This is a genomic window from Mesoterricola sediminis (assembly GCF_030295425.1).
Classification (GTDB): domain Bacteria; phylum Acidobacteriota; class Holophagae; order Holophagales; family Holophagaceae; genus Mesoterricola; species Mesoterricola sediminis.
In genome coordinates, this window is the sequence record NZ_AP027081.1 from 1,496,610 (window position 1) to 1,516,953 (window position 20,344).

Annotated in this window: 20 protein-coding genes; 7 read left to right on the forward strand and 13 right to left on the reverse strand. The window is 70.2% G+C overall.

The window, feature by feature from the left end; all coding sequences use genetic code 11:
• Window positions 1-30: 30 nt before the first annotated feature.
• Genes cysS through R2J75_RS06610 form a run of 3 tightly spaced genes read right to left on the reverse strand, consistent with a single transcriptional unit; the run spans window position 31 to window position 2,230 of the window.
• Window positions 31-1,476, reverse strand: coding sequence for a cysteine--tRNA ligase (gene cysS, locus R2J75_RS06600; protein ID WP_243347208.1), 1,446 nt, complete (start codon window positions 1,474-1,476; stop codon window positions 31-33).
• Between the two features lie 9 nt (window positions 1,477-1,485).
• The gene (locus R2J75_RS06605) at window positions 1,486-1,887 is read right to left on the reverse strand and encodes an acyl-CoA thioesterase (protein ID WP_243335977.1); all 402 of its coding nucleotides are present in this window, start codon (window positions 1,885-1,887) and stop codon (window positions 1,486-1,488) included.
• 4 nt (window positions 1,888-1,891) lie between these two features.
• Complete coding sequence (locus R2J75_RS06610) at window positions 1,892-2,230, reverse strand: hypothetical protein (protein ID WP_243335981.1); 339 nt, start codon at window positions 2,228-2,230, stop codon at window positions 1,892-1,894.
• Between the two features lie 130 nt (window positions 2,231-2,360).
• Between R2J75_RS06610 and R2J75_RS06615 the strand changes: the two genes are divergently transcribed.
• The 7 genes from R2J75_RS06615 to R2J75_RS06645 all read left to right on the forward strand — a co-directional run bounded on the left by R2J75_RS06615 (window position 2,361) and on the right by R2J75_RS06645 (window position 7,162).
• Window positions 2,361-2,774, forward strand: coding sequence for a thioredoxin family protein (locus R2J75_RS06615; RefSeq protein ID WP_243335984.1), 414 nt, complete (start codon window positions 2,361-2,363; stop codon window positions 2,772-2,774).
• An 80-nt stretch (window positions 2,775-2,854) separates the two neighbouring features.
• Complete coding sequence (locus R2J75_RS06620) at window positions 2,855-3,607, forward strand: hypothetical protein (protein ID WP_243335986.1); 753 nt, start codon at window positions 2,855-2,857, stop codon at window positions 3,605-3,607.
• 15 nt (window positions 3,608-3,622) lie between these two features.
• Window positions 3,623-4,393 carry a hypothetical protein gene (locus tag R2J75_RS06625; protein WP_243335988.1) on the forward strand — a complete coding sequence of 257 codons (771 nt, stop codon included), beginning with the start codon at window positions 3,623-3,625 and terminating at the stop codon, window positions 4,391-4,393.
• Between the two features lie 87 nt (window positions 4,394-4,480).
• Window positions 4,481-5,716 (forward strand): hypothetical protein, encoded by a 1,236-nt coding sequence (locus R2J75_RS06630; protein ID WP_316411353.1) that lies wholly within the window; start codon window positions 4,481-4,483, stop codon window positions 5,714-5,716.
• A gap of 127 nt (window positions 5,717-5,843) precedes the next feature.
• Complete coding sequence (locus tag R2J75_RS06635; RefSeq protein ID WP_243335992.1) at window positions 5,844-6,161, forward strand: hypothetical protein; 318 nt, start codon at window positions 5,844-5,846, stop codon at window positions 6,159-6,161.
• Window positions 6,162-6,202: 41 nt separating this feature from the next.
• Window positions 6,203-6,580, forward strand: coding sequence for a hypothetical protein (locus tag R2J75_RS06640; RefSeq protein WP_243335993.1), 378 nt, complete (start codon window positions 6,203-6,205; stop codon window positions 6,578-6,580).
• Window positions 6,581-6,637: 57 nt separating this feature from the next.
• Window positions 6,638-7,162 carry a YkgJ family cysteine cluster protein gene (locus tag R2J75_RS06645; protein ID WP_243347213.1) on the forward strand — a complete coding sequence of 175 codons (525 nt, stop codon included), beginning with the start codon at window positions 6,638-6,640 and terminating at the stop codon, window positions 7,160-7,162.
• Here the strand turns inward: R2J75_RS06645 and R2J75_RS06650 are convergent.
• The 10 genes from R2J75_RS06650 to rpsU form a co-directional block, all read right to left on the reverse strand.
• Window positions 7,159-8,643 (reverse strand): vWA domain-containing protein, encoded by a 1,485-nt coding sequence (locus tag R2J75_RS06650; protein ID WP_316411354.1) that lies wholly within the window; start codon window positions 8,641-8,643, stop codon window positions 7,159-7,161. The genes R2J75_RS06645 and R2J75_RS06650 overlap by 4 nt on opposite strands.
• The gene (locus R2J75_RS06655; protein WP_243335332.1) at window positions 8,640-9,602 is read right to left on the reverse strand and encodes a VWA domain-containing protein; all 963 of its coding nucleotides are present in this window, start codon (window positions 9,600-9,602) and stop codon (window positions 8,640-8,642) included. The genes R2J75_RS06650 and R2J75_RS06655 overlap by 4 nt, the downstream gene beginning before the upstream one ends.
• Window positions 9,599-10,306, reverse strand: a complete 708-nt coding sequence (locus R2J75_RS06660; protein ID WP_243335334.1) for a hypothetical protein — start codon at window positions 10,304-10,306, stop codon at window positions 9,599-9,601. Before R2J75_RS06660 ends, R2J75_RS06655 begins: the two co-directional genes overlap by 4 nt.
• Window positions 10,306-11,076, reverse strand: coding sequence for a DUF58 domain-containing protein (locus tag R2J75_RS06665; RefSeq protein WP_243347224.1), 771 nt, complete (start codon window positions 11,074-11,076; stop codon window positions 10,306-10,308). Before R2J75_RS06665 ends, R2J75_RS06660 begins: the two co-directional genes overlap by 1 nt.
• Before the next feature lie 114 nt (window positions 11,077-11,190).
• On the reverse strand, window positions 11,191-11,730 hold the full coding sequence (nuoE, locus tag R2J75_RS06670) for an NADH-quinone oxidoreductase subunit NuoE (protein ID WP_243335338.1): 540 nt from the start codon (window positions 11,728-11,730) through the stop codon (window positions 11,191-11,193).
• Window positions 11,727-13,493, reverse strand: coding sequence for an NADH-dependent [FeFe] hydrogenase, group A6 (locus R2J75_RS06675; protein WP_243335339.1), 1,767 nt, complete (start codon window positions 13,491-13,493; stop codon window positions 11,727-11,729). The genes nuoE and R2J75_RS06675 overlap by 4 nt, the downstream gene beginning before the upstream one ends.
• A 25-nt stretch (window positions 13,494-13,518) precedes the next feature.
• Entirely contained in the window at window positions 13,519-15,696 is a 2,178-nt protein-coding gene (locus R2J75_RS06680) for an NADH-ubiquinone oxidoreductase-F iron-sulfur binding region domain-containing protein (RefSeq protein ID WP_243335341.1), read from the reverse strand.
• A gap of 281 nt (window positions 15,697-15,977) precedes the next feature.
• Window positions 15,978-17,408, reverse strand: a complete 1,431-nt coding sequence (locus R2J75_RS06685) for a DUF4139 domain-containing protein (RefSeq protein ID WP_243335343.1) — start codon at window positions 17,406-17,408, stop codon at window positions 15,978-15,980.
• A gap of 31 nt (window positions 17,409-17,439) precedes the next feature.
• Window positions 17,440-19,875 (reverse strand): endonuclease MutS2, encoded by a 2,436-nt coding sequence (locus R2J75_RS06690; protein WP_243347232.1) that lies wholly within the window; start codon window positions 19,873-19,875, stop codon window positions 17,440-17,442.
• 203 nt (window positions 19,876-20,078) lie between these two features.
• A complete protein-coding gene (gene rpsU, locus R2J75_RS06695) occupies window positions 20,079-20,285 on the reverse strand; it encodes a 30S ribosomal protein S21 (protein WP_243335345.1) in 207 nt (68 codons plus the stop codon).
• Window positions 20,286-20,344: the final 59 nt, after the last annotated feature.

Sequence of the window (20,344 nt, forward strand, 5' to 3'; positions counted from 1 at the left end):
TTTATCTAATCTATAGATTCCGAACACAGCCTAGGCGCGGCGCCAGCCCACGGAGCCGTCCTTCCGGTCCTCGAGGACGATGCCCATGGCCTTCAGCTCGTCGCGGACCTGGTCCGCCTCGGCCCAGTTCCTGGCGGCCTTGGCGGCCTTCCGGCGCTCGATGAGGGCCTCCACCCGCGCGTCCAGGGCGTCCTCCTCGTGGGGCCAGCCGGCGAAGATGGCGTCGGTCTCGTCGAGGAAGGCCAGGACGGCGTCCCGCTCCTCCCGGGTCAGGGCGATCCGGTCGTCGTGGGCGTTGATGTCGGTGACCAGCGTGAAGATCGCGGCGAGGGCCTCGGGGGCGTTGAGGTCGTCGGCCATGGCCTTCCAGAAGGCCTCGCGGGCCTCGGCGACGCGGGCGGAGGGATCCACGGCCTCCTTCCAGGTCCCGGCGCCGGGGGCGCCGGCCCCCTCCATGCGGCGGCGGAAGATCCGGATCCGCTTGAGGGCGTTGTCGGCCGCCTTCAGGCCCTCGAGGGAGAAGTTGAGGACCTTGCGGTAGTGGTTGCTCTGGATGGCGAAGCGGAAGCTCGCGGGGCTGTACCCCTTCTCGACCAGGTCGCGCAGGGTGTAGAAGTTGCCGAGGCTCTTGGACATCTTCTCCCCGTCCACGAGCAGGAACTCGCCGTGGACCCAGGTGTTGACCCACTGGTGGCCCAGGCATCCCTCGCTCTGGGCGATCTCGTTCTCGTGGTGGGGGAACACCAGGTCGATGCCGCCGCTGTGGATGTCGATGCGCTCCCCGAGGAGCTCGATGCCCATGGCAGAGCACTCGATGTGCCAGCCGGGGCGTCCGGGGCCCCAGGGGCTCTCCCAGCTCGGCTCGCCGGGGCGGGTGGCCTTCCAGAGGACGAAGTCCTGGACGGCGTCGCGCTCGTACTCGTCCGCGTCGACGGAGGTGCCCAGGCGCATGCCCTCCCGGTCGAGGTGGGCGAGGCAGCCGTACTGGGGGAGGCCGGAGATCCGGTAGTAGACGCTGCCCTCGCGGGCGTAGGCGAGGCCCTTCGCCTCCAGGTCCTGGACCAGGGCGATCATCCGGGGGATGTACTGGGTGGCCCGGGGGACGTAGGTGGGCTGGATGATGCCCAGCGCGGCGGTGTCGGCCAGGAAGGCCTCCGTGTAGCGGTCCGTCAGCGCCTTCATGGCCGCGTGCCGGGCCTCGTTGGAGGCGTCGGCGGGGAGGCCCTTCTGGGAGTCCCGGATGATCTTGTCCTCCACGTCGGTGATGTTCATGCAGTGCCGGACCTCGTAGCCGGCGGCCATGAAGGTCCGCTTCAGCAGGTCCTGGAACAGGAAGGTCCGCAGGTTGCCGATGTGGGCGAAGTTGTACACCGTGGGCCCGCAGGTGTACATGGTGACGACCCCTTCGGACAGGGGCTCCACCGGTTCGACCCGACGGGTGAGCGTGTTGTGGAGGGAGATGCGCTTCAGGCTCATCCCTTGATTCTATAAGGCGGAGGTCACCAGGGCCAGCATCGGGTCGGGCAGGGTCCGGCTCCGCCCGTCGGGGCCGGTGACGATGTGGACGGTCTCCCCCTCCACCAGCCGGACCCCGTCCCGGACGATCTCGTAGGCGAAGACGATCTTGCGCCGGTTCGCCTCCCGGACCCGGGTCCGGACCGTCACCAGCTCGTCGTACCGGGCCGGGGCCCGGTACGTCAGCTGGATGGAGGCGACGCCCATCATGTAGCCCTGGGCCTCCCATTCGCCGTAGCTCTGGCCCATGGCCCTGAGCAGGTCGGAGCGTCCCAGTTCCATCCACACGGGATAGACCGCGTGGTGGACGATCCCCATGGCGTCGGTTTCGGCGTAGCGGACTCGGATGGGCGTCTCGTGGATGATCGGCATCCGCCTATTGTACGGTGATCTTCACCAGGTCGCCCTTGTCCGTGGTGATCTCGAGGAGCAGATCGCCGGGCCTGGCGTTCTCCAGGAGGCGGAGCAGTTCGTCGACCTTGATGTCGCGGACGTGCTTGTGGTTCACCTTGACGTTCTTGTCGCCGGCCATCTCGAGGACGCCCTTGGCCAGGGACACGGGGACGCGGATGTGGACTTCCGAGGGGCCGTCGGGATTGTCCTTCTGGATCATGGTCTTGCTGGTGATGTCCACCTTGATGAACTTGGGCGCTTCGGCCTTGAGGGGCGCGGCCAGGACGGTGGAGAGGGCGAGGATGGCGGGCAGGGCACGCATGGGGGTTCTCCGATGGGTTGGGGTTTGTCGGCCGGCTGTGGGGGTTACGGGCAGGGGCCCCTTCCGGTTAGCCGGGCAAAGGCGCTAGGGTTGTTGCACCCGCCCCGTCCCGGGGCGCCAAGGAGCCTGGATGAAAGCCCTGCTGATCCCCTTCGTCGTCGCCGGTTCGCTTTTCGCCGCGGAACCCGGCTGGGAGACCTCCCTCCCCGCGGCCCAGGCCCGGGCCCGCAAGGAGCACAAGCTCATCTTCATGGACGTCTGGACCGAGTGGTGCGGCTGGTGCATCCGCCTCCAGAAGGAGACGTTCCCTAGCCCGGTCGCCAAGGCGGCCCTGGCCCGGGTCGTCCCCCTCTCCCTCAAGACCCAGCTCAAGAACGGCACCCCCACCGCCGACGCCTGGGTCGAGAAGAAGTTCAAGATCGAGGGCTTCCCCAGCCTCTTCCTCCTGGACGCGGACGGGAACGTGGTGGCCGCGATGCCCGGCTACCTCCCCCCGGATCAGTTCGCGGCCTGGATCAACCAGGAAGTGGCCAAGCGGAAGTGACCGCCTATATTTGAGCCAACCCCACCCCTGAGGGGACCCTCGCCTGCGGAAATCGATAAGGTATTTATGCGGGAGCACCCATGAACCTGAAATTCCTCATCGTTTCCGCCGGCCTCCTGGGGCTGGCGGGGTGCAGCACCGAGACCACCGCCACGGTGACCAACCCCACCGACGCCAGCCTCAAGAGCTCCCCGGGCGGGGTGGCCACCTTCGGGTTCATCGACCTCGCGGCCACCTTCCAGGGCCTCTTCGGCGCCAGCTACCCGGCCTGCGTGAACCACGTCCAGGCGGGCAACGTCCTGACCCTGACGTTCAACGGCTGCAAGAGCGCGACGGGCGGCGCCCTCAACGGCACCGCCACCGTGACGGACAGCCCGGTGGGAGCCACCCACAACTACGTCCTCGACTTCGGGACCCTCGTCAACACCTTCAGCCCGACGGTCTCCTGGGCCTACACGGGCCGGATGGACATCGTCGCCGGGGCGACCTCCGGGACCCTGAAGACCCAGACCGGCTGCAAGCTCACCGTCACCGACACCGCCAACCCCGCCAACACCAAGGCCTGGACCTTCACGGCGGACCTGACGGCGGCCACCACCAGCACGGGCTACACCCTCCAGGGCACCTACGGCTTCGCGGCCGGGACCGCCGACAGCATCGGGGTGACCATCACGAGCCCCCTCACCTGGGGCTCCACCGGAGGCTACCCAGTCTCCGGAGCCTTCACGGTGAAGGACGCCCGCGCGGGGCAGACGGATCCCGAGACCGTGAACGTCACCTTCTCCAACGGCACGGTGACCATCAACGGCGCCACCTTCACCCTCGGCAGCTGACCTCCAGGAGGCCCCATGCGGTCCACCCTCGCCACCGCCGCCCTCGCCGCCGCCCTGCCCCTGATGGGGGGAGAGGGGACCTGGTACCTGGACGTGCACCAGATCCGTCCGACCCTCGAGGGCGCCTACCTCGGCACCCAGGACGGGAAGGCCGTCAACTTCGACCTGGTGAAGGACCTGGCCCTGGCCAAGGACGGAGCCGGCCCCGGCTTCGCCGTGGAATACCAGGGACCGCGTTTCGGGCTCGAGGCCTCCATGGAGAGCCAGAAGTACGCCGGCCTGAACCAGATCCAGCGGGACATCACCATCAGCGGACAGGATTTCGCGGCCCAGGCCACCGTCCAGAGCCGGGTGAAGGCCACCAACTACACCTTCAACTGGACCATCCGGTTCATGCGGGCGCCGGGCTTCTGGATCGGCGTGGACCTGGGCGCCCGGGGGACCTCCATCGAGGCCGAGGCGCACGCGGTGAACTACGTCTTCGGGCAGAAGGCCGACGCGACCTTCAAGTCCGGCCTCCCCATGCCCCAGATCGGACCGTCCCTGGGCTACATGAGCGGCGACCGCCGCTTCTCCTTCCGGGGCTACTACCACTACGTGGGCTACAAGGGCGCCACCTACCATCACGCGGGGGGGGACGTGCGGTACTTCCCCCTGGACTGGCTCGGGGTGCGCGCCTTCGTGGCCAACGAATCCTGGAAGGTGCCCAACGGCTCCATCAAGGACGACCTGGACATCAAGCTCGACCGCAACGGCGCGGGCTTCGGGCTCGTGTTCAAGTTCTGAGGCCGGCCGCGGGAATCGCCGGATCCAGCCTATTGACCATTCATAATACGGACGGATATTGGTGGGAGCCCACAGGGGATCCCGCCTATGAAAATCATGATTCCGATCCTGGCCCTCGTCCTGGCCGCCGGCGCGGTGCCGGCCTCGGCCTGGGGCAGCCCCGAACACAAGGCCCTGGGCGACGGCGCCTGGACCAAGGCCCTGGCCGACCTGGACAAGGAGAAGGAGGGGACCTCCGCCAGGCTCCTGGCCCTGCTGGGCCGCGCCGGCGGCGCGGAGGCGAACCCGGACGAGCCCATCGTCGCCCAGGTGGACCACCAGCCCCCCTTCGCGACGTTCAGCCTGGGGGACATGGTGGCCATCTACGGGGACTGGGTCCTGAAGCCCGAGGACGTGAACGACGCGGCCTTCTCCAGCCGGGCCGCTTCCCTCAAGCAGATCGTCAGCGGCCAGAAGGAGCCTTCGAAGGAGGAGTTCGACTACATGGTCAAGCTCGCCTCCAACAACTACACCCACTTCTCCGCGGAGGCCGTCGAGGCCTACTCGACCTGGCACAGCCAGGCGCTGGAGTACGCCAAGGACCCCGGCACGCTCCAGCTGGCCATGCACTTCGAGGCCGCGGCCCTCCACAGCTTCACGGACCTCTTCGCCTTCGGGCACATGATGGAGGACCGGGAGCTGACCAAGGCGGTTGTGGCCTGGGCGGAGAAGAGCCAGAACGCCTTCGCCCAGGTCGCGGCCGGGAAGGGGGCCCTCGTCACCGGGGCCATGGCGAACTTCTACCACAACGCCTACAACACGAGGGGGGCCAACGTCCGCAGCCTGGCCGGGGAGACCTGGTTCGCCACCGGCGACGACCGCCTCGAAGGCCCCGGCGCCGGGGGGCACAAGGGCCCGGAGATGAGCCTGCCCGTGGCGGGCCTGAGCGCCTTCGCCGGCCTTGCCGGAAGCATGTCCCAGGCCGGAGGCGGCGGTTCCCAGGACGCCCCGGGGGAGGGCCAGAAGGCCCAGGTGGTGATGGCCGCCGCGGAGAGCCTGGGCGAGGTCCTGCGCGTCGCCCTCGGCGAGCCCCTGCCGCCCGGGGGCAAGTTCGCGGCGATGAACCACCTGCCGGTGGTCTACTGGAACTACTACGTGCCCGTCGCGCCCAAGGACCAGATCCCGAACCTCCTCGTGCTCATCCCCGCCCAGGCGAAGGTGGGCAGGCCCATCCAGGAGCACGGGTTCGACTTCACCCTGGGCATCCTCAAGTTCAAGCCCGAGGCCACGGCGGAAGCGAAGGTGAAGTACTACGACAAGGTGAAGAAGCTGGTCACCCCGTAGGCGCTCCCGGCGCGCCAGGCCCCCGGGAGGGCCCCCCGCGCCGGCGGATCCGGGTTAAGCTGGGGGATCCCCCCCACGTGAAGCAGGGTCCGCCCAGGACCCCGCGCCCGGTGCCCGCGAGGTTCCCATGAAGACGCCACCCCGCCGCGATGCCTCCCCCAGCCGCTGGGGCCTGGGCCTGTTGGCCATGGCCCTGGGCGCGCTCGCGCTCGCGGCCAGCGCCCGGATCGGATTCCTGGCCGCCAGCCAGGAAGGGATCGGGACCGGGCCCTGGGAGCTGGCCATGCCCAGCACCCTGGCCCTGGTGGCTGTGGCCGTCCTGGTGGGCCGGTACGCCTACCTGCGGGCCCCGTCGCGGGCCATCCAGCGGGGCATTCCCGCCCTCCTCATCGCCTGCGCGCTCCCCTGGGCCATCGTCCTCCTTCGGCTCGCGGCCAGGCCCTGAGCCGGGGACCCGCTTCCGCTACCCTGGAACCAGGAGTGCCCATGAACGAGAATCCGTACATCCCTCCAGCGTCCCCCGTGGCCGATCCCGCCGGGGGAGGGCTCCAGGTGGCCGAGGTCGCCCGGGCCCAGCGCCTGCTGCTGATCAGCATCCTCGCGAGCCTCGTCTCCAATGTGCTCTTCAGGACGGGAGGCGTGGCGGTGCTCCTGATGCTCCCCGTGGCCCTGGCCGTGATGGGCTTCTCCATCTGGTGCGTGTTCAAGCTCTGCAAGGCGCTGGACAAGAATCCCGTGGCCTGGATCCTCGCCATGTTCATTCCCCTCGTGAACCTGATCTGCCTCGTGGTGCTCAACCAGCAGGCCACGCGGTTCCTGAAGGCCAACGGCGTGTCCGTGGGGCTCCTGGGCGCCCAGGTGTGAACCCCCGGAGGGCGTGATAGCCTTTCGGGACGCCGCCCCGGCGCCAGGATCCGCCCCATGAAGCACGCCTCCAGCCGCATCGATTTCGCCCTCCTGGCGCGCTGCAACGACACCCCCAATCCCCTCCGGGCCTTCCTGGAGCACCACCAGGGGCCCATCCCCGACGCGGTCTACCTGGCGTCGGGGGAGATGGGGTTCTGGTCCTTCGCGTTCGTGCTCCCCGGGCAGACCCGGTACAGCTGCATCCGGTGCGGGGCCTGCTGCCGGAACATCCACGCCATCGACGACCTCGTCCTCGACGGGGGCGACTGCCCCCACCTGGTGGGCAACCTGTGCGGGGCCTACGACAAACGGTGGTCCGCCTGCCGGACCTACCCCTTCAACACCCACCGGACCCCCGAGGGCACCGATCTGCTCATGATCGACCGGAACTGCCAGGGGACGGGCCAGGGCTACCTCATCACCGCCGACCGGTACCGCTCGATCATCCGTTCCCTCAACGCCGAGTACGCCCGGCTGGACGGGGTGGAGATCCGGTACGAGCGGCCCCCCGATTTCCTGGACCAGGAGGCGGATTCCTAGAGATCCTTCACGCCCCCGGGTTTCTTGGGGGGCAGGCGCTGCTTGAGGCCGTCGAGCTCATCCTGGCGGGAGGCTTGGCTGGGGGGCGGCGGGGGGGGCTTGCGCGGGGGCGGGGGCGGCGGACCGGGATCCCGGAGCAGGGTCTGGAGGTTGTGGATGGCTTCCTCCCGGCCGGGCTGCTCGATCAGCGCCCGCTCCAGAAAGGCCCGGGCCTCGTCCGGGCGATCCAGGTCCATGGCGGCCCGGGCGGCCATCAGAAGGGCGGGGATGCGCCAGGGGGGCAGCGGCCGGGGCGCACCCTGGCCGATGAGGGGGGCCAGCGAGGTGAGGGCGGCCGCGGGGGCCTTGCCCCGCAGTTCGATTTCAGCCCGGAGCAGACGATGGGCGGGGCGGTCACCCCGGGGCTTCCAGCGGTCAGCCGCCTGCAGGTCGCCCCGCTCCAGGGCGCTCTGGGCCAGCCAGGCCTGGATGGACTGGGGGAGGCCGGCCCGGGCGGGGGCCGGGGCCCCCAGCAGGACCAGGACGGCCAGGAAGGGCCGCCAGGTGCGCATGGGCCGCCCGGCGGCGGCCAGCCAGATGCAGATGCCCGCCAGGGCCATCCAGGCGCCGGCCTCCGGGTGGGCGGGGATGCGGGACCGGGTCATGGGCAGGGGCGTCTTGCCCTCGGCCAGGCTCTGGAACAGGTCGTGGAGATCCTCGCCGGGCTTGAGCGCGCGGCCGCCGCAGGCCTCGGCCAGCGCGGCCAGGAAGGCGGGGTGCGCCTTGCTGAAGAGCAGTTCGTCCTGGCCCGGGGCCCGGCCCACCGGCAGGGCCTCCTCCTTGCCGTAGCAGCGGGCGAAGAGGGGAACCTGGGCCTTGCGCAGGGGCGCCGAGGCGCGGGCGATGGCCGCGGCTTCGGTCTCCCACGTCTCCTCGCCGTCCGTGAGCAGGAGGAGGATCTCCGGGGCCCGGGGGGCGGCCTGGGCTGCCGCCTGGGGGATCCCCCGCCCGAGGCTCGTGCCGGGGGAGCCGATCTCGCCGGGGGTCACGGCCCGGGGGGCGTCGCGCAGGAGCTTGAGGTCGTCGCCGGGGGGCAGGAGGGGGAGGGCGTCCCCGGTGAGCAGGTCCAGGCTGAAGAGGATGCCGGGGTTGGGCTGGGACCAGAGGCGGTCCAGGTCCGCCAGGGCGGCCTCCCAGCGGGTGCGGGTGGCGCCCGCGGGGCCGTCCGCATCCCGGACCCCCATGGAGCGGCTGGCGTCCAGGAGGATGCGCACCGTGAGGCGGGGGGCCTCCGGGGTGCCCCACCGCGGCTCCGCGAGGCCGAGGCCGGCCCCGGCCAGGACGAGGGCCAGGCCCAGCCCCTGGGCGAGGGGGTGCTGGCCCACCACGCGCACCCCCAGGCCCGGCCGGGTCTGGGCCCAGGCGCCCAGCAGGAGGGCGACGGCCGCCAGGGCCAGGGCGGGGGCCAGGAGGGCGGGATGGGTGAAGGTGCCGGGCATCATGGGGCCGCCATCCAGGCCGGCGCGGGCCGGCCGCGCTTGCGGCCCAGGTCCAGCGCCAGGGGGAGGGCCAGAAGGCCCGCGGCCAGGAGGAACCAGCGGGACAGGGGCCGGCCCTCCGTGGGGGCGTCCACCGGGAGCGCCGTCTTTTCCAGGCGGTCGATGGCGGCCATGCTCCGGGCGAGGCCCGCGGGGTCATCGGCCCGGAAGGCCTCGCCGCCCGTGGCCTGGGCGATGGCCTTGAGGGTCTCCGGGTCCGTGTCCACCCGCAGGCTGGCGAAGCCGCCCCCGTCCAGGGGGTAGAGGGCGTCGGTGGCGCCGCCCATGGCGACGGTGTGGATGCGGATGCCGTTGCGCTTGGCCTCCCGGGCGGCCTCGTCCGGGTCCACCCGGCCCCGGTTCTGGGCGCCGTCCGTGAGGAGGAGGATGACCCGGCTGCGGGCCGGGCTGTCCGAAAGGCGGCGGACCGCGGTCATGAGGGCGCTGCCGATGGCGGTGCCGTCGTCCCGGCTCTCCAGCTCCAGGCGCTCCAGGATGGTCCAGAGCCGCACGTGGTCGGCGGTGAGGGGGCACAGGGTGACGGGGTGGGCGCTGAAGAGCACGAGGGCGAAGCGGTCGTCGGGACGCCCCGCGATGAAGAGCTTGAGCAGGCGCCGGGCGGCGTTCCAGCGGTCCTCCTGGGCGCCGCCGTCCAGGGCCTTCATGGAACTGGAGCCGTCCAGGACCACCGCGAAATCCACCACGGGGGCAAGGCCCTTCACGCCCAGGCGCCGCTCGGGCACGGCGGCCGCCACAACGAGCAGGGAGACGATGAGGGCGGGCAGGGTATGGGAGGCCCAGCGGGCCCACCTGCCGGAGGGGCGGGAGCTGGGGATGCCCCAGCGGTAGCTGGTGCGGACGGCCAGCCAGATCCCCGGCAGCAACAGGAGGAGGAGCCAGGGGTAGCGGACCTCGAGGGTCATCGGCCCTCCAGGGAGGTGAGGAGGGTCAGGAGGGCGGGGAAGGCGGGTTGGGTGCCGGAAAACCGGGCAGCATCCAGGGCCCGGACCCAGGCGGCCCAAGGCTCAAGCCGACGTGCGGCGAAGTCCTCGGCCCCCCAGCCCAGGGCCTGCTCGCCCAGGTGGGCGGCCAGCAGCGCCCGGCCCGCCGCGTGGGCCGCGTCCAGGCGGGCGCGCTCCCCGGTGGGGGGCGGGTAGGCGTGGGTGAAGGCCCGCCTCGCCTGGCGCAGGCGGCGGGCGGCAGAGCCCTTGCGGTGATGGGCCCAGCCGGCCCAGACGGCGGCGGCGAGGGGCAGGAGGAGGAGGCTCGACCAGGCCCAGGGGAAGGGCACGTAGGGCAGGATGTCCTCCCGGCCCCCGCCCACCGCGACCCAGGGGTCGCCGAAGGGCACGGTGCGGGGCACGGGAATCCGCAGTTCGGGGGTGAGCCGGCCGTCGCCCAGGTCCATGGGCCGGATGACCGCCAGGCCGGGTCCCAGGGGCTGCACGGTGATGCGCCAGCCGCGGCCGTCCTTGAGGGGGTCCATGCCGCGCACGGCCAGGGGGCGCAGGCGCTCCTCGCCGGGGCGCGGCAGGGGCGGCGCGCCCGGGTCCTCCTCGCGCAGTTCGAGGACGCTCAGCCTGCCCATGGGCAGCTCGGCGGGGGCCTTCCAGACGGGGGCGCCCATCAGGCCCCTCCCGTGCGGAGCCAGGTGCCCAGGCGCGTCACCGGATCCTCCATGATGTTCCAGTGCTGCAGCTCCACCGTGGCCGGGAAGCCGGGGTCGGGCCAGTTGGGCATGTGGCGGTAGTGGGGCTGCTCGGGCCGGAACCAGATCACCCGGTGGCGGGCCGCGATGGGCTTGATGAGGGGCCCGAGGCCCTGGAGGCCCGCGCCGTTGCTGAGGATCCACAGGCGGTGGCCGCGGCCGCGCTCGCCCCAGTGCCCCAGGGCCTCCTGCCAGGAGGCTTCGGTGGGGATGGCGGGACCGCGCTGGGCCAGGGCCTCCAGGAGGTGGAGGCCGGCCACCCGGCCCCGGCGCGGGGCGAGGCGGAGCGCGGGGGTGTCCGCGTCCCCGGGCACCAGGAGGCCCAGGCGGTCCTTGCCGGCGGCGGTGGTGGCCTGGGCGGCGCCCGCGATCTCCAGGGCCCAGCGGATGGGGCTGACCGGATCCCCGAGGAACATGCTGGGGGAGGGATCCACCACGAGCCACACGATGAGTTCGCGGCTCGACTGGAAGGTCTTGATGATGGGCTCGCCGGTGCGGGCGGTGAGGGGCCAGTTGATGGCCCGGGGGTCGTCGCCGGGCACGTAGGGCCGGTTCTCCACGAAGGTCAGGCCCGCGCCCTTCACCTTGGACACGTGCAGGCCCTCGGTGCCCCCGCGCAGGACACGGCGGAGCCGCAGCGGCAGACGCCGCAGCCGGGACACGAACCGCTGCCAACCCTTGGGGGCCATGCCACCATCCTACCGGAGCCCGGGCCGGACGGGCCTGGTCTTCCTGGGCCGATCATGCGACCGGGGCGGCGCGATCATGGAGATCGCGCCGCCCCGGCTCCGGGAGGATGCGGACTAGGCCTTGACCTTGTCCTTCTTGAGGTACTTCTCGAGGATCAGGCCGACCTCGCCGGGGGTGACGGGCCCGTGGACCTGGTCGTCGATCATCACGACGGGGGCCAGGCCGCAGGTGCCCAGGCAGCGGGTGCTCTCCAGGCTGAACATGCCGTCCTTCGTGGTCTCGCCGAAGGCGATGCCCAGGTTGTCCATGAGGCGCTGGCTGATCTTGTCGGCGCCCTTCACGTAGCAGGCGGTGCCGAGGCAGACGTTGATCATGTGCTTGCCGCGCGGCTGGAGGCGGAAGTAGTGGTAGAAGGTCGCGACCCCGGTGACCTTGGCCAGGGGGATCTGGGCCAGCTGGGCCACGGCTTCCATCGTCTCGGGGCTGAGCCAGCCGTTCTCGGCCTGCACCATGTGCAGGATGGCGATGAGGTGGCTTTCGGCGTGGGTCTGGCCCTTCAGGCTGGCGATGAATTCCACGACCTTCGCGGGCAGGGCGGCTTCGGCAGCAGCCTTGATGGCCGGCCAGTTGTCGGTGTTCACGGTGGCGCTCACTTGATCCCCCTGGGCATCCGGGCGTGGTAGTGGGTGTGGAGCAGCGCGTGGGCCTTCTCCCCGTTGGGTTCGCCGAGGAACTCCTGGTAGAGGTGCTCGATGGCGGGGTTCTCATGGGAGCGGCGCAGCTGCTTGTCGTGGTCGATCTGGTAGAGGGCCTTCGCGCGGAGCTTGGGCAGCTGGGGATCCAGCACGTCCATGTCGAAGGGGGGGTAGGGCTGGCCGCCGCCGGCGACGCAGCCGCCAGGGCAGGCCATGATCTCGATCAGGTGGTACTGCTTGCCGCCGGACTTCACCGCCTCGAGGAGGGTCTTGGCGTTGGTGAGGCCGTTGCTGACCGCGATGTTGATCTCCTTGCCGTCGAGGGTGAGGGTGGCCTCCTTGATGCCGGTGACGCCGCGGACGTCCTCGAAGACCAGGGGGCCGAGCTCGTCGCCCGTCAGCTTGACGGCGGCGGTGCGCAGGGCGGCCTCCATCACGCCGCCGGTGGCGCCGAAGATATCGGCCGCGCCGGAGGAGATGCCCAGGGGACGGTCGAATTCACCGTCGGGCAGGTTCTGGAAGTCGATGCCGTAGCTCTTGATCATCCAGGCCAGTTCGCGGGTGGTGAGCACCGCGTCGGTGTAGGGGGTGCCGTCCTCCATGGCGTGCTCGGGGCGGGCGGCCTCGAACTTCTTGGCCACGCAGGGCATGATGGCGACCATGTAGACCTGGTCGGGACGCAGGCCCTTCTTCTCCGCGTAGTGGGTCTTGCTGAGCGTGCTGAGCATGCTCATGGGGGACTTGCAGGTGGAGGTGAAGGGGATCATCTCGGGGTAGAACTTCTCGAGGAAGCTCACCCAGCCCGGGGAGCAGGACGTCAGCAGGGGCAGGGGGCCCTCGCCGCTCATGCGGCGGAGGAACTCGTTGGCCTCCTCGATGATGGTGAGGTCGGCGCCGAAGTTGGTGTCGAAGACGGCGTCGAAGCCCAGGCGGCGCAGGGCCGTGATGAGCTTGCCGGTGACCGGGGTGCCGATGGGCATCCCGAAGCACTCGCCGATGGCCGCGCGGATGGAGGGGGCGGGCTGGACGACGATGTGCTTGACGTCGCGGGGAAGGGCCAGGGCCTGCCAGACGCGCTCGGTGTGGTCCTTCTCGAGGAAGGCGGCGGTGGGGCAGACGTTGATGCACTGCCCGCACTGGATGCAGGCGGAGTCGTCCATTTTCCCGAGGTTGGCGGGGCCGACGACGGTCTCGAAGCCGCGGCCGTGCTGGCTGAGGTTGTGGACGCCCTGGACCTCCTTGCAGACGCGGATGCAGCGGCCGCAGAGGATGCACTTCTCGGGGGTGCGGACGACGGACTCGCTGGCGTCGTCGATGGGGAAGCGCTTGCGCTTGCCCTCGAAGAGCCGCTCGCGGACGCCGAGGCGGTAGGCCTGCTTCTGGAGCTCGCAGATGCCGTCGCGGTCGCAGGTCTGGCAATCCATCGGGTGGTTGTCCAGGAGCAGTTCCACGATGTCGCGCCGGGCCTGGCGGATCTCGGGGCTGTTGGTCTGGACTTTCATGCCTTCCCAGACTTCATGGCTGCAGGCGGTGAGGAAGCTGGAGAAGCCCTCCACCTGGACGACGCAGATGCGGCAGGAGCCTTCAAGGCTCAGTTTGGGGTGGTAGCAGAGGCGGGGGATGTGGATGCCCAGCTTCTCGGCGGCCTTGAGCACGGTGGTGCCCTTGGGCACCTGCACCGTCTCGCTGTCGATCGTGAGGGTGATCATGGTCTCGGTCATGGTCGAATCCTGTGCTTGTCGGGGGTCAGACGCGCTCGACGGCGTCGAAGCGGCAGACTTCGAAGCACTGGCCGCACTTCACGCAGCGCTCCTGGTCGATGACGTGGGCGGTCTTGCGCTGGCCGGAGATGCATTCCACCGGGCAATTGCGGGCGCAGACGGTGCATCCGATGCAGGTCTCGGGGTCGATCTGGTAGCGGATGAGGGCGACGCACTTCTTGGCCTTGCACTTCTTGTCCACGATGTGCTCGACGAACTCGTCCCTGAACCCCTTGAGGCTGCTGAGGATCGGGTTCGGCGCGGCGCGGCCGAGCCCGCAGAGGGCGGTCTGCTGGCAGAGCCTGGCGAGGCGCTCGAGCTTGTCGAGGTCGCCGAGCTCGGCGCGGCCGGAGGTGATCTTCTCCAGGATCTCCAGCATGCGGGTCGTGCCCTCGCGGCAGGGGGTGCACTTGCCGCAGGACTCCTCCTGGGTGAAGGAGAGGTAGAACTTGGAGAGGTCGACCATGCAGTCGTCCTCGCTGAGGACGATCATGCCGCCGGAGCCCATGATGGAGCCGGCCTTGGCCAGGGGGCCGAAGTCCACTTCCATGTCGGCCTGGGCCGCGGGGATGAAGCCGCCGGCGGGGCCGCCGGTCTGGATGGCCTTCAGGGCCTTGTCGTCCTTGACGCCGCCGCCGATGTTGAACACGACCTTGGAGAGGGGGGTGCCGAGGGGCACTTCCACCAGGCCGGTCTCCTTGACGTTGCCGGCCAGGGCGAACACCTTGGTGCCGCCGGATTCGGCCGTGCCCTGGTTGGCGAACCACTCGCCGCCATAGTTGATGATGGCGCTGATGTTGGCGAAGGTCTCGACGTTGTTGATGCAGGTGGGCTTGCCCCACAGGCCGCGGACCACGGGGTAGGGGGGCCGGACCTTGGGCTGGCCGCGCTTGCCCTCGATGGAGCGGATGAGGGCCGTCTCCTCGCCGCAGACGAAGGCGCCGGCGCCGAGGCGGATCTCCAGGTCGAAGTCCCAGCCGGACTCCATGATGTTCTTGCCGAGGAGGCCGGCCTCACGGCAGGCGTCCAGGGCCTTCTGGATGCGCTTGATGGCCAGGGGGTATTCGGCGCGGATGTAGTAGAAGCCGTGCTGGGCCCCGATCGCGAAGGCGGCGATGATCATGCCCTCGACGATGTTGTAGGGGTCGGACTCGAGCATCCCGCGGTCCATGAACGCGCCCGGATCGCCCTCGTCGCCGTTGCAGATGAGGTAGCGGGTCTTCTCCTCCTGGTCGTGGGCCATCTGCCACTTCTTGCCGGTGAGGAAGCCGCCGCCGCCGCGGCCCCGGAGCCGGGCCTTCAGGACCTCGTTGATGACCCACTGGGGATCGTTCTTGCCGAGGGAGGTGGCCAGGGCCTGGAACCCGCCGTGGCGCACGTACTCGACGAGGCTCTCGGGATCCACGATGCCGCTGTTGCGCATCGCGATGCGGTTCTGGTGGTTGAAGAAGTGGATGTCGCCGTAGGTCTGGTAGAAGTCCTGGGTGATGGGCTTCTCGGGGGCGCGCAGGCGCTCCACGACCTCACCCTTGCGGGCGTGCATCTCGAGCATGTCGTCCAGGTCCTGCTCGGTGGCGATGCGGTAGAAGACCTGGTCGGGGTTGACGAGGACGTGGGTGCACTTGCCTTCCGTCTCGTCGCTGCAGGCGCCGAAGCAGCGCACGTGGCTCGTCTTCACGCGGCCCTCGGGAAGGCCGGCTTCCTTGAGCTTGCGGTCGAAGGCGTGCTTCAGGGTCTGGCCCGTGGTGCAGCGGCGGCCGTAGCAGAAGATGAACTCCAGCTCGGCGACGTTGTCCAGGGATCCGTCCAGCGCGTGCTCCGGAAGGGGTTCGCCCTTCTGGATGTGGCTGCTGAAGATCTTGTGGACGAGGGCCCGGTCCACCCGCTCGTACTTGACGGGCATCTTGCCGGGCATGGTGATCCCGACGATGGGCTCCTTGCTGCAGCGGCCCGTGCATCCCGTCTGGTGGATGATGATGTCGTCCCGTCCCGAGGCCTGGATGTGCTTCTGGAACTCGTCCAGGGCCTCGAGGGAACCGGCCGCGTGTTCGCACGTGGCCGAGCCGATCTGGATTTTGATGCGGTTCGCGTCGCCGCTTTCAGCAAGCGCCGCGTGGGCACGTGCTTTCAGCTTTTCGAAGAAGGCCGCCACCTGGTTCGCCATTGCGTGCTCCGAGAGACTTGGGCTGGATGCGGTTTGCCAAGCCCTAGTTTAGGGAAAAACAAAATCGATATAAAAATATCGAATTTAACTACACCTTTTGAGCGAAAAGCTGACCCATCTGGTACACAATCACGTCCCTCGTGACGCGATGGGGTCAAGCCGCCAGGGATGCACGGCCCGCCAGGCTCGTCGTCCTTGCCGGTGAAAAAGGCGCGGCAGGTCGACCACGCAATCAAGGTAGCGGCTCAATCGATCTTTGGCGTTGATCTATATCACAGCTTTTACCAGCGCATGCGCGCCCGGTACACAAGGGTGGCCGAGCCCTCGGCGGGAACCGTCACGCAGAAGCGGGCAAGGCCGCTGTTCTCTTTCTTGTACTCGTGGCTGGTCGTAACGATTTCCCAATCCCCGGGCAGGCTCTCCAGCACGTTCACCGCGACCGCCTCCTTCTTGGCGTTCTTCAGGTCCACCTGGAAGGCCGCCTCGAAGACCCGCTTGGCGGCGCCCTGGGCGCCCAGGGACTTGAAGTCGGTCTGCCGGCGGGTGGCCGTCACATCGAAGGCATCGCCCAGCTTGAGGCGGATCGTCTCGTTGCGGGGCGTATGGTCGATCGTGTCCTCGCCCACGAACTGGGGCCGGCCCTGGCTGTCCCGCTTGTAGACGCGCACGACGCCCTTGGGCAGGGGCATGCCCATGCGGGCCGCCTCCCGGTTCTCGAACTCCATGAAGACCGCCACCTTGAGCCGATCGGCCACGTCCTCCCGCCGGGAGGTGAACCAGTACGAATCCCCCCGCAGGACGTACTCCTTGCGCACGGGCACCCCCTGGGCGGTGAGGAGGGCGACCTGCTTGGTCTGGTTCTCCTTCAGGGTGGTGGGACGGTCCAAGGTGTAAAGGTGGTATTCGAAGAGGCTCTCCTCGGCCATGGCCGGCGCCTTCGCGGCCGGGGCGGCGGCAAAGCGCATGGACATGTCGGCGCGCGCCTGGACGGGTGCCCGGTGGACGTCCCCGGCCACCAGCTGCAGGGTCGCGTCCGGATAGTCGGCGCCGCTCTGGTTGGTGAGGGTCACCCAGCCGCTCAGGTCCAGCGTCTTCTCGTCCGGGGCCAGGTTGGCCACGTAGTCGGCCCGCCAGGAAAGGCCGCCCGTCAGGTAGCTCAGCTCCAGGCCCTGGGCCCGCTCCCGGGGCGAGTGCAGGTTCAGGACCAGGGTGGGCCGGGCCCGCAGGGTCTCGGGGACGCCGGGGAAGACGATGCGCCCGGGGACGGAAGTCTCGATGCGGTCGGCGAACTTGAGGACGACCCCGTTGTTGGTGGCCAGCACCTCGGCCTCCTCCCGGGCCTCGCGGGCGCCGGCGCCGTCCGGGTTGGGACGCTGGGAGACGACGGTGACGCGACGGCCCACGTACTTCTCCAGGAGCTTGGCCGGGGTCAGCAGGTCGAAGTCGAAGTTCTGCTCGTTGATCCAGAAATCCTTGGCTTCGGTGAGGTTCCGGAGGAGGGCCGTCTCGGGCCGGATCTGGGCCGACACCTCGGCGAAGGCCAGGTCCAGGTCGCCCTTGGGGAGCCGGACCTCGCGCTGGTCCTTCACCAGGGCCAGGTTGTCGTTGTAGATGGTCACGGCCAGGGCCTGGCGGTCCTTCCGGGTCGTGACGGTCTCGCCGCCCCCGGCGGCGAGGACGCAGGGCAGGGTGGCCAGGGCGAGGAGGCGCATGGGAACTCCCGGGGTGGGAGGCCAGTATACGTCAGCGCAGGGTGATCACCGTGGCGCCGGCGCCGCCCTGGGCCTGGGGGGCGTCCTCCACGCGGGCGATGCCGGGGTGGCCCTTGAGGGCCTCCCGGACGGCGGCCTTCAGGCGGCCGGTCCCGTGGCCGTGGACGATGCGGATGAACTTCTGCCCCGCCGCCAGGCTCGCCTCCACGAACCGGTGGATCTCGGTGTCCACGTCGTCGGAGGCGCGGCCGATGAGATTGATCTCGGACTGGATGGCGTCCTCCCCCCCGCGGAAGCGGACGTGGCCCTTGCGGGGGGCGCCCTCGCCCAGGCTGCCGCGGTGGATGGCCTCCAGCTCCCCGGCCCTGGCCTCCAGCCTCCGGCCCTGGGGGGTCTCCAGGACGACCCGGTCGCCCTTCAGGCTCGCGACCCGCCCCTCCACGCCGAGTCCCCGGTGGCGGGCGAAGCCGCCTTCCTTGAGGACGGGCGCGTCCTGGGCGCGGGGGACCGGGGCGCCCGCCTTCAGCTCGGTGCGGGCGATCTGCTCCATGGTCCGCACCCGCTCCCGGGCCTCGGTGCCCACCCGGTCCGCGTTGAGGTCGGCGGAGGCGGCCTTCTGCTTCTCCTTCAGCTCCCGCACCAGCCGCTTCGATTCGTGGTCGATGAAATCCAGCACCCGCTGGACCTTCTCGGCGGAGTCGCGTTGGAACTTCTCCTGCTGGGCCCGGAGGGTCTCCTCCCGGGCGGCCAGGATGCGGCGGTCCTTCTCCAGGCGCGCGGCGAGGTCGCGGAGGGCCTCGGACTCCTCCTGGAGGCGGACCCGGTCGGCCTCCAGCTGGCGGAGGAACTCCCGCCAGTCCTGCTCCCGGCGTCCCAGGACCTTCTCGGCGTGGTCGAGGATGAAGCGGGGCAGGCCCAGCTTGGCGGCGATGGTGAGGGCCCGGCTCTGGCCCGGCATGCCCACCATGAGGCGGTAGGTGGGGGCCAGGCGCTCCTCGTCGAACTGGACCGAGGCGTTCTGGAAGCGCGGGTGGCGGAGGGCCCACTGGCTGATCTCGCCCAGGTGGGTGGAACAGAGCACCCAGCACTGGCGCTTGGAGAGGGCCTGCAGCAGGGCGATGCCCAGGGCGGCGCCCTCCTTGGGATCCGTGCCCGTGCCCAGCTCGTCCAGGAGCACCAGGCCGCCCGTCTTGGCCTGGCCGACGATGCGCTTCAGGTGCAGGACGTGGCTGGAGAAGGTGGACAGGCTCCCGATGAGGGTCTGGTGGTCGCCGATGTCGGCGTGCAGCGTGGCCAGCTCGGGCACCTCGGTGCCGGGCCGCGCGGGGATCGCGCATCCGGCCCGGGCCAGCGCGGTCAGCAGGCCCACGGTCTTCAGGACCACCGTCTTGCCGCCGGTGTTGGAGCCCGAGATGATGACGCCGGGCCGCTCCCGGTCCAGGGCGAGGGTGAGGGGGACGGCCTCGTGCCCCAGCGCGTCCAGCCCGAGGGCGTCGCGGACGTTGGGGAGGAGCAGGGGATGGCGCGCGTCCTCCAGGTGGAGGCGGTCGTGGCCGAGGCCCGGCAGGGTGCCGTCGCAGAGGGAGGCCCAGCGGAGCAGGGCCAGGGCCTCGTCGGCCTCCGCCTGGAACTGGTGCCAGCGCTCGAAGTCGAAGCGCCGGGCCCGGAGGCTCTCCAGGAGGTCCCGCAGGAAGGCCTGGACCGCCTGGGTGTACTCCCGGTCGGCCTCCACGTGGTCGTTGTTCATCGACACGGCCTCGAAGGGCTCCACGAAGACCGTGGCCCCGCTGCTGGACCGGTCCAGCACGAGCCCGGGCACCATGCCCCGGCGCTCGTTGCGAACGGGCAGGCAGAATCGCCCGTTCCGTTCGACGATGTTGAATTCCTGGAAGGCCTCCGGGAAGTCCCGCAGGATCCGGGACAGGCGGTTCTGGATGGCCTGGAAGCAGCGCTGGCGGGCCCGGTGGAGCTCGGCGAGGCCCGGGACCCGCATGGGATCCAGCTGGCCGTCGTCCGTGAAGCAGCGCCCCAGGTGATCGGCCACCGCGCCCGGGTCGGGGAGGAGGTCGGCGGTGACCTGGAGGCGGTCGATGCCCAGTTCGGTGCCTTCGGGGGCGGCCTGGTCCGCGGGCCAGTCCAGCGCGCGGATGGTGCGCAGGAGGGTGGCGAGGGAGGCGAGGCCCGTCCGGAGCTGGCGCCAATGCTCGGGCAGGGGCCAGCCCGCCGGGTTCAGGATCTCGTCCAGGGCCTCATCGAAGGCCGAGACCGGCAGGGCGGCGGGGTCGGAGGCCCAGGTGGGCCCCAGTTCAATCTGCCGCAGGCGGCGCAGGCCGCAGCGGCCGTCCCATGGATGCATTCGGCCGAGCTCCCGCCGCCCCGCCCGGGTGCGGGCGCCCCCCGCCACGAGGGCGGCCAGGGCGGGGAATTCGACGGCTTCGAGTTCGGAGTGGAAGGGATGGGGCTTCATGGGTGCACGAAAAAGGCCCGCCGGGGCGGGCCTTCTCAGTCTACCGCGTTTCAGGGCATCAGCCCATGAGGCGGCGCTCCTGGGCCAGGCGCTTGAGGGTCTTCTTCCCGGTATCCGCTTCGCGGATACGCGGGACCCCTCCCCTGAGCGGCCACGAAAAAGGCCCGCCGTGAGGCGGGCCTTCTTCGTGGCTCGGAAGGGCATCAGCCCATGAGCCTCCGTTCCTGGGCCAGGCGCTTGAGGGTCTTCTTACGGGCGGCGAGCATCTTCCGCTTCCGCTTCGCGCTGGGCTTCTCGTAGTGCTGACGCTTCTTCAGCTCGGAGAGGATTCCGGACTTCTCGCACTTGCGCTTGAAGCGGCGCAGGGCATTTTCGAACGTCTCGTCTTCCTTGATTTTGACCAGTGGCATGCGGGGACACCTCCTTTCGCCGTGGAATCGCGCTGGAAATCGGCAGGGCCGAGTCCAGG

What these genes read in the sequence shown, in the direction of transcription:
- R2J75_RS06625 (WP_243335988.1), top strand. Translation starts at nt 3,623, where the DNA reads ATGCGGTCCACCCTCGCCACCGCCGCCCTCGCCGCCGCCCTGCCCCTG.
- cysS (WP_243347208.1), bottom strand. Translation starts at nt 1,476, where the DNA reads ATGAGCCTGAAGCGCATCTCCCTCCACAACACGCTCACCCGTCGGGTC.
- R2J75_RS06615 (WP_243335984.1), top strand. Translation starts at nt 2,361, where the DNA reads ATGAAAGCCCTGCTGATCCCCTTCGTCGTCGCCGGTTCGCTTTTCGCC.
- R2J75_RS06680 (WP_243335341.1), bottom strand. Translation starts at nt 15,696, where the DNA reads ATGGCGAACCAGGTGGCGGCCTTCTTCGAAAAGCTGAAAGCACGTGCC.
- R2J75_RS06645 (WP_243347213.1), top strand. Translation starts at nt 6,638, where the DNA reads ATGAAGCACGCCTCCAGCCGCATCGATTTCGCCCTCCTGGCGCGCTGC.
- R2J75_RS06630 (WP_316411353.1), top strand. Translation starts at nt 4,481, where the DNA reads ATGAAAATCATGATTCCGATCCTGGCCCTCGTCCTGGCCGCCGGCGCG.
- R2J75_RS06660 (WP_243335334.1), bottom strand. Translation starts at nt 10,306, where the DNA reads ATGGGCGCCCCCGTCTGGAAGGCCCCCGCCGAGCTGCCCATGGGCAGG.
- R2J75_RS06620 (WP_243335986.1), top strand. Translation starts at nt 2,855, where the DNA reads ATGAACCTGAAATTCCTCATCGTTTCCGCCGGCCTCCTGGGGCTGGCG.
- R2J75_RS06650 (WP_316411354.1), bottom strand. Translation starts at nt 8,643, where the DNA reads ATGATGCCCGGCACCTTCACCCATCCCGCCCTCCTGGCCCCCGCCCTG.
- R2J75_RS06605 (WP_243335977.1), bottom strand. Translation starts at nt 1,887, where the DNA reads ATGCCGATCATCCACGAGACGCCCATCCGAGTCCGCTACGCCGAAACC.
- R2J75_RS06685 (WP_243335343.1), bottom strand. Translation starts at nt 17,408, where the DNA reads ATGCGCCTCCTCGCCCTGGCCACCCTGCCCTGCGTCCTCGCCGCCGGG.
- R2J75_RS06665 (WP_243347224.1), bottom strand. Translation starts at nt 11,076, where the DNA reads ATGGCCCCCAAGGGTTGGCAGCGGTTCGTGTCCCGGCTGCGGCGTCTG.
- R2J75_RS06655 (WP_243335332.1), bottom strand. Translation starts at nt 9,602, where the DNA reads ATGACCCTCGAGGTCCGCTACCCCTGGCTCCTCCTCCTGTTGCTGCCG.
- R2J75_RS06640 (WP_243335993.1), top strand. Translation starts at nt 6,203, where the DNA reads ATGAACGAGAATCCGTACATCCCTCCAGCGTCCCCCGTGGCCGATCCC.
- R2J75_RS06675 (WP_243335339.1), bottom strand. Translation starts at nt 13,493, where the DNA reads ATGACCGAGACCATGATCACCCTCACGATCGACAGCGAGACGGTGCAG.
- rpsU (WP_243335345.1), bottom strand. Translation starts at nt 20,285, where the DNA reads ATGCCACTGGTCAAAATCAAGGAAGACGAGACGTTCGAAAATGCCCTG.
- R2J75_RS06635 (WP_243335992.1), top strand. Translation starts at nt 5,844, where the DNA reads ATGAAGACGCCACCCCGCCGCGATGCCTCCCCCAGCCGCTGGGGCCTG.
- R2J75_RS06610 (WP_243335981.1), bottom strand. Translation starts at nt 2,230, where the DNA reads ATGCGTGCCCTGCCCGCCATCCTCGCCCTCTCCACCGTCCTGGCCGCG.
- R2J75_RS06690 (WP_243347232.1), bottom strand. Translation starts at nt 19,875, where the DNA reads ATGAAGCCCCATCCCTTCCACTCCGAACTCGAAGCCGTCGAATTCCCC.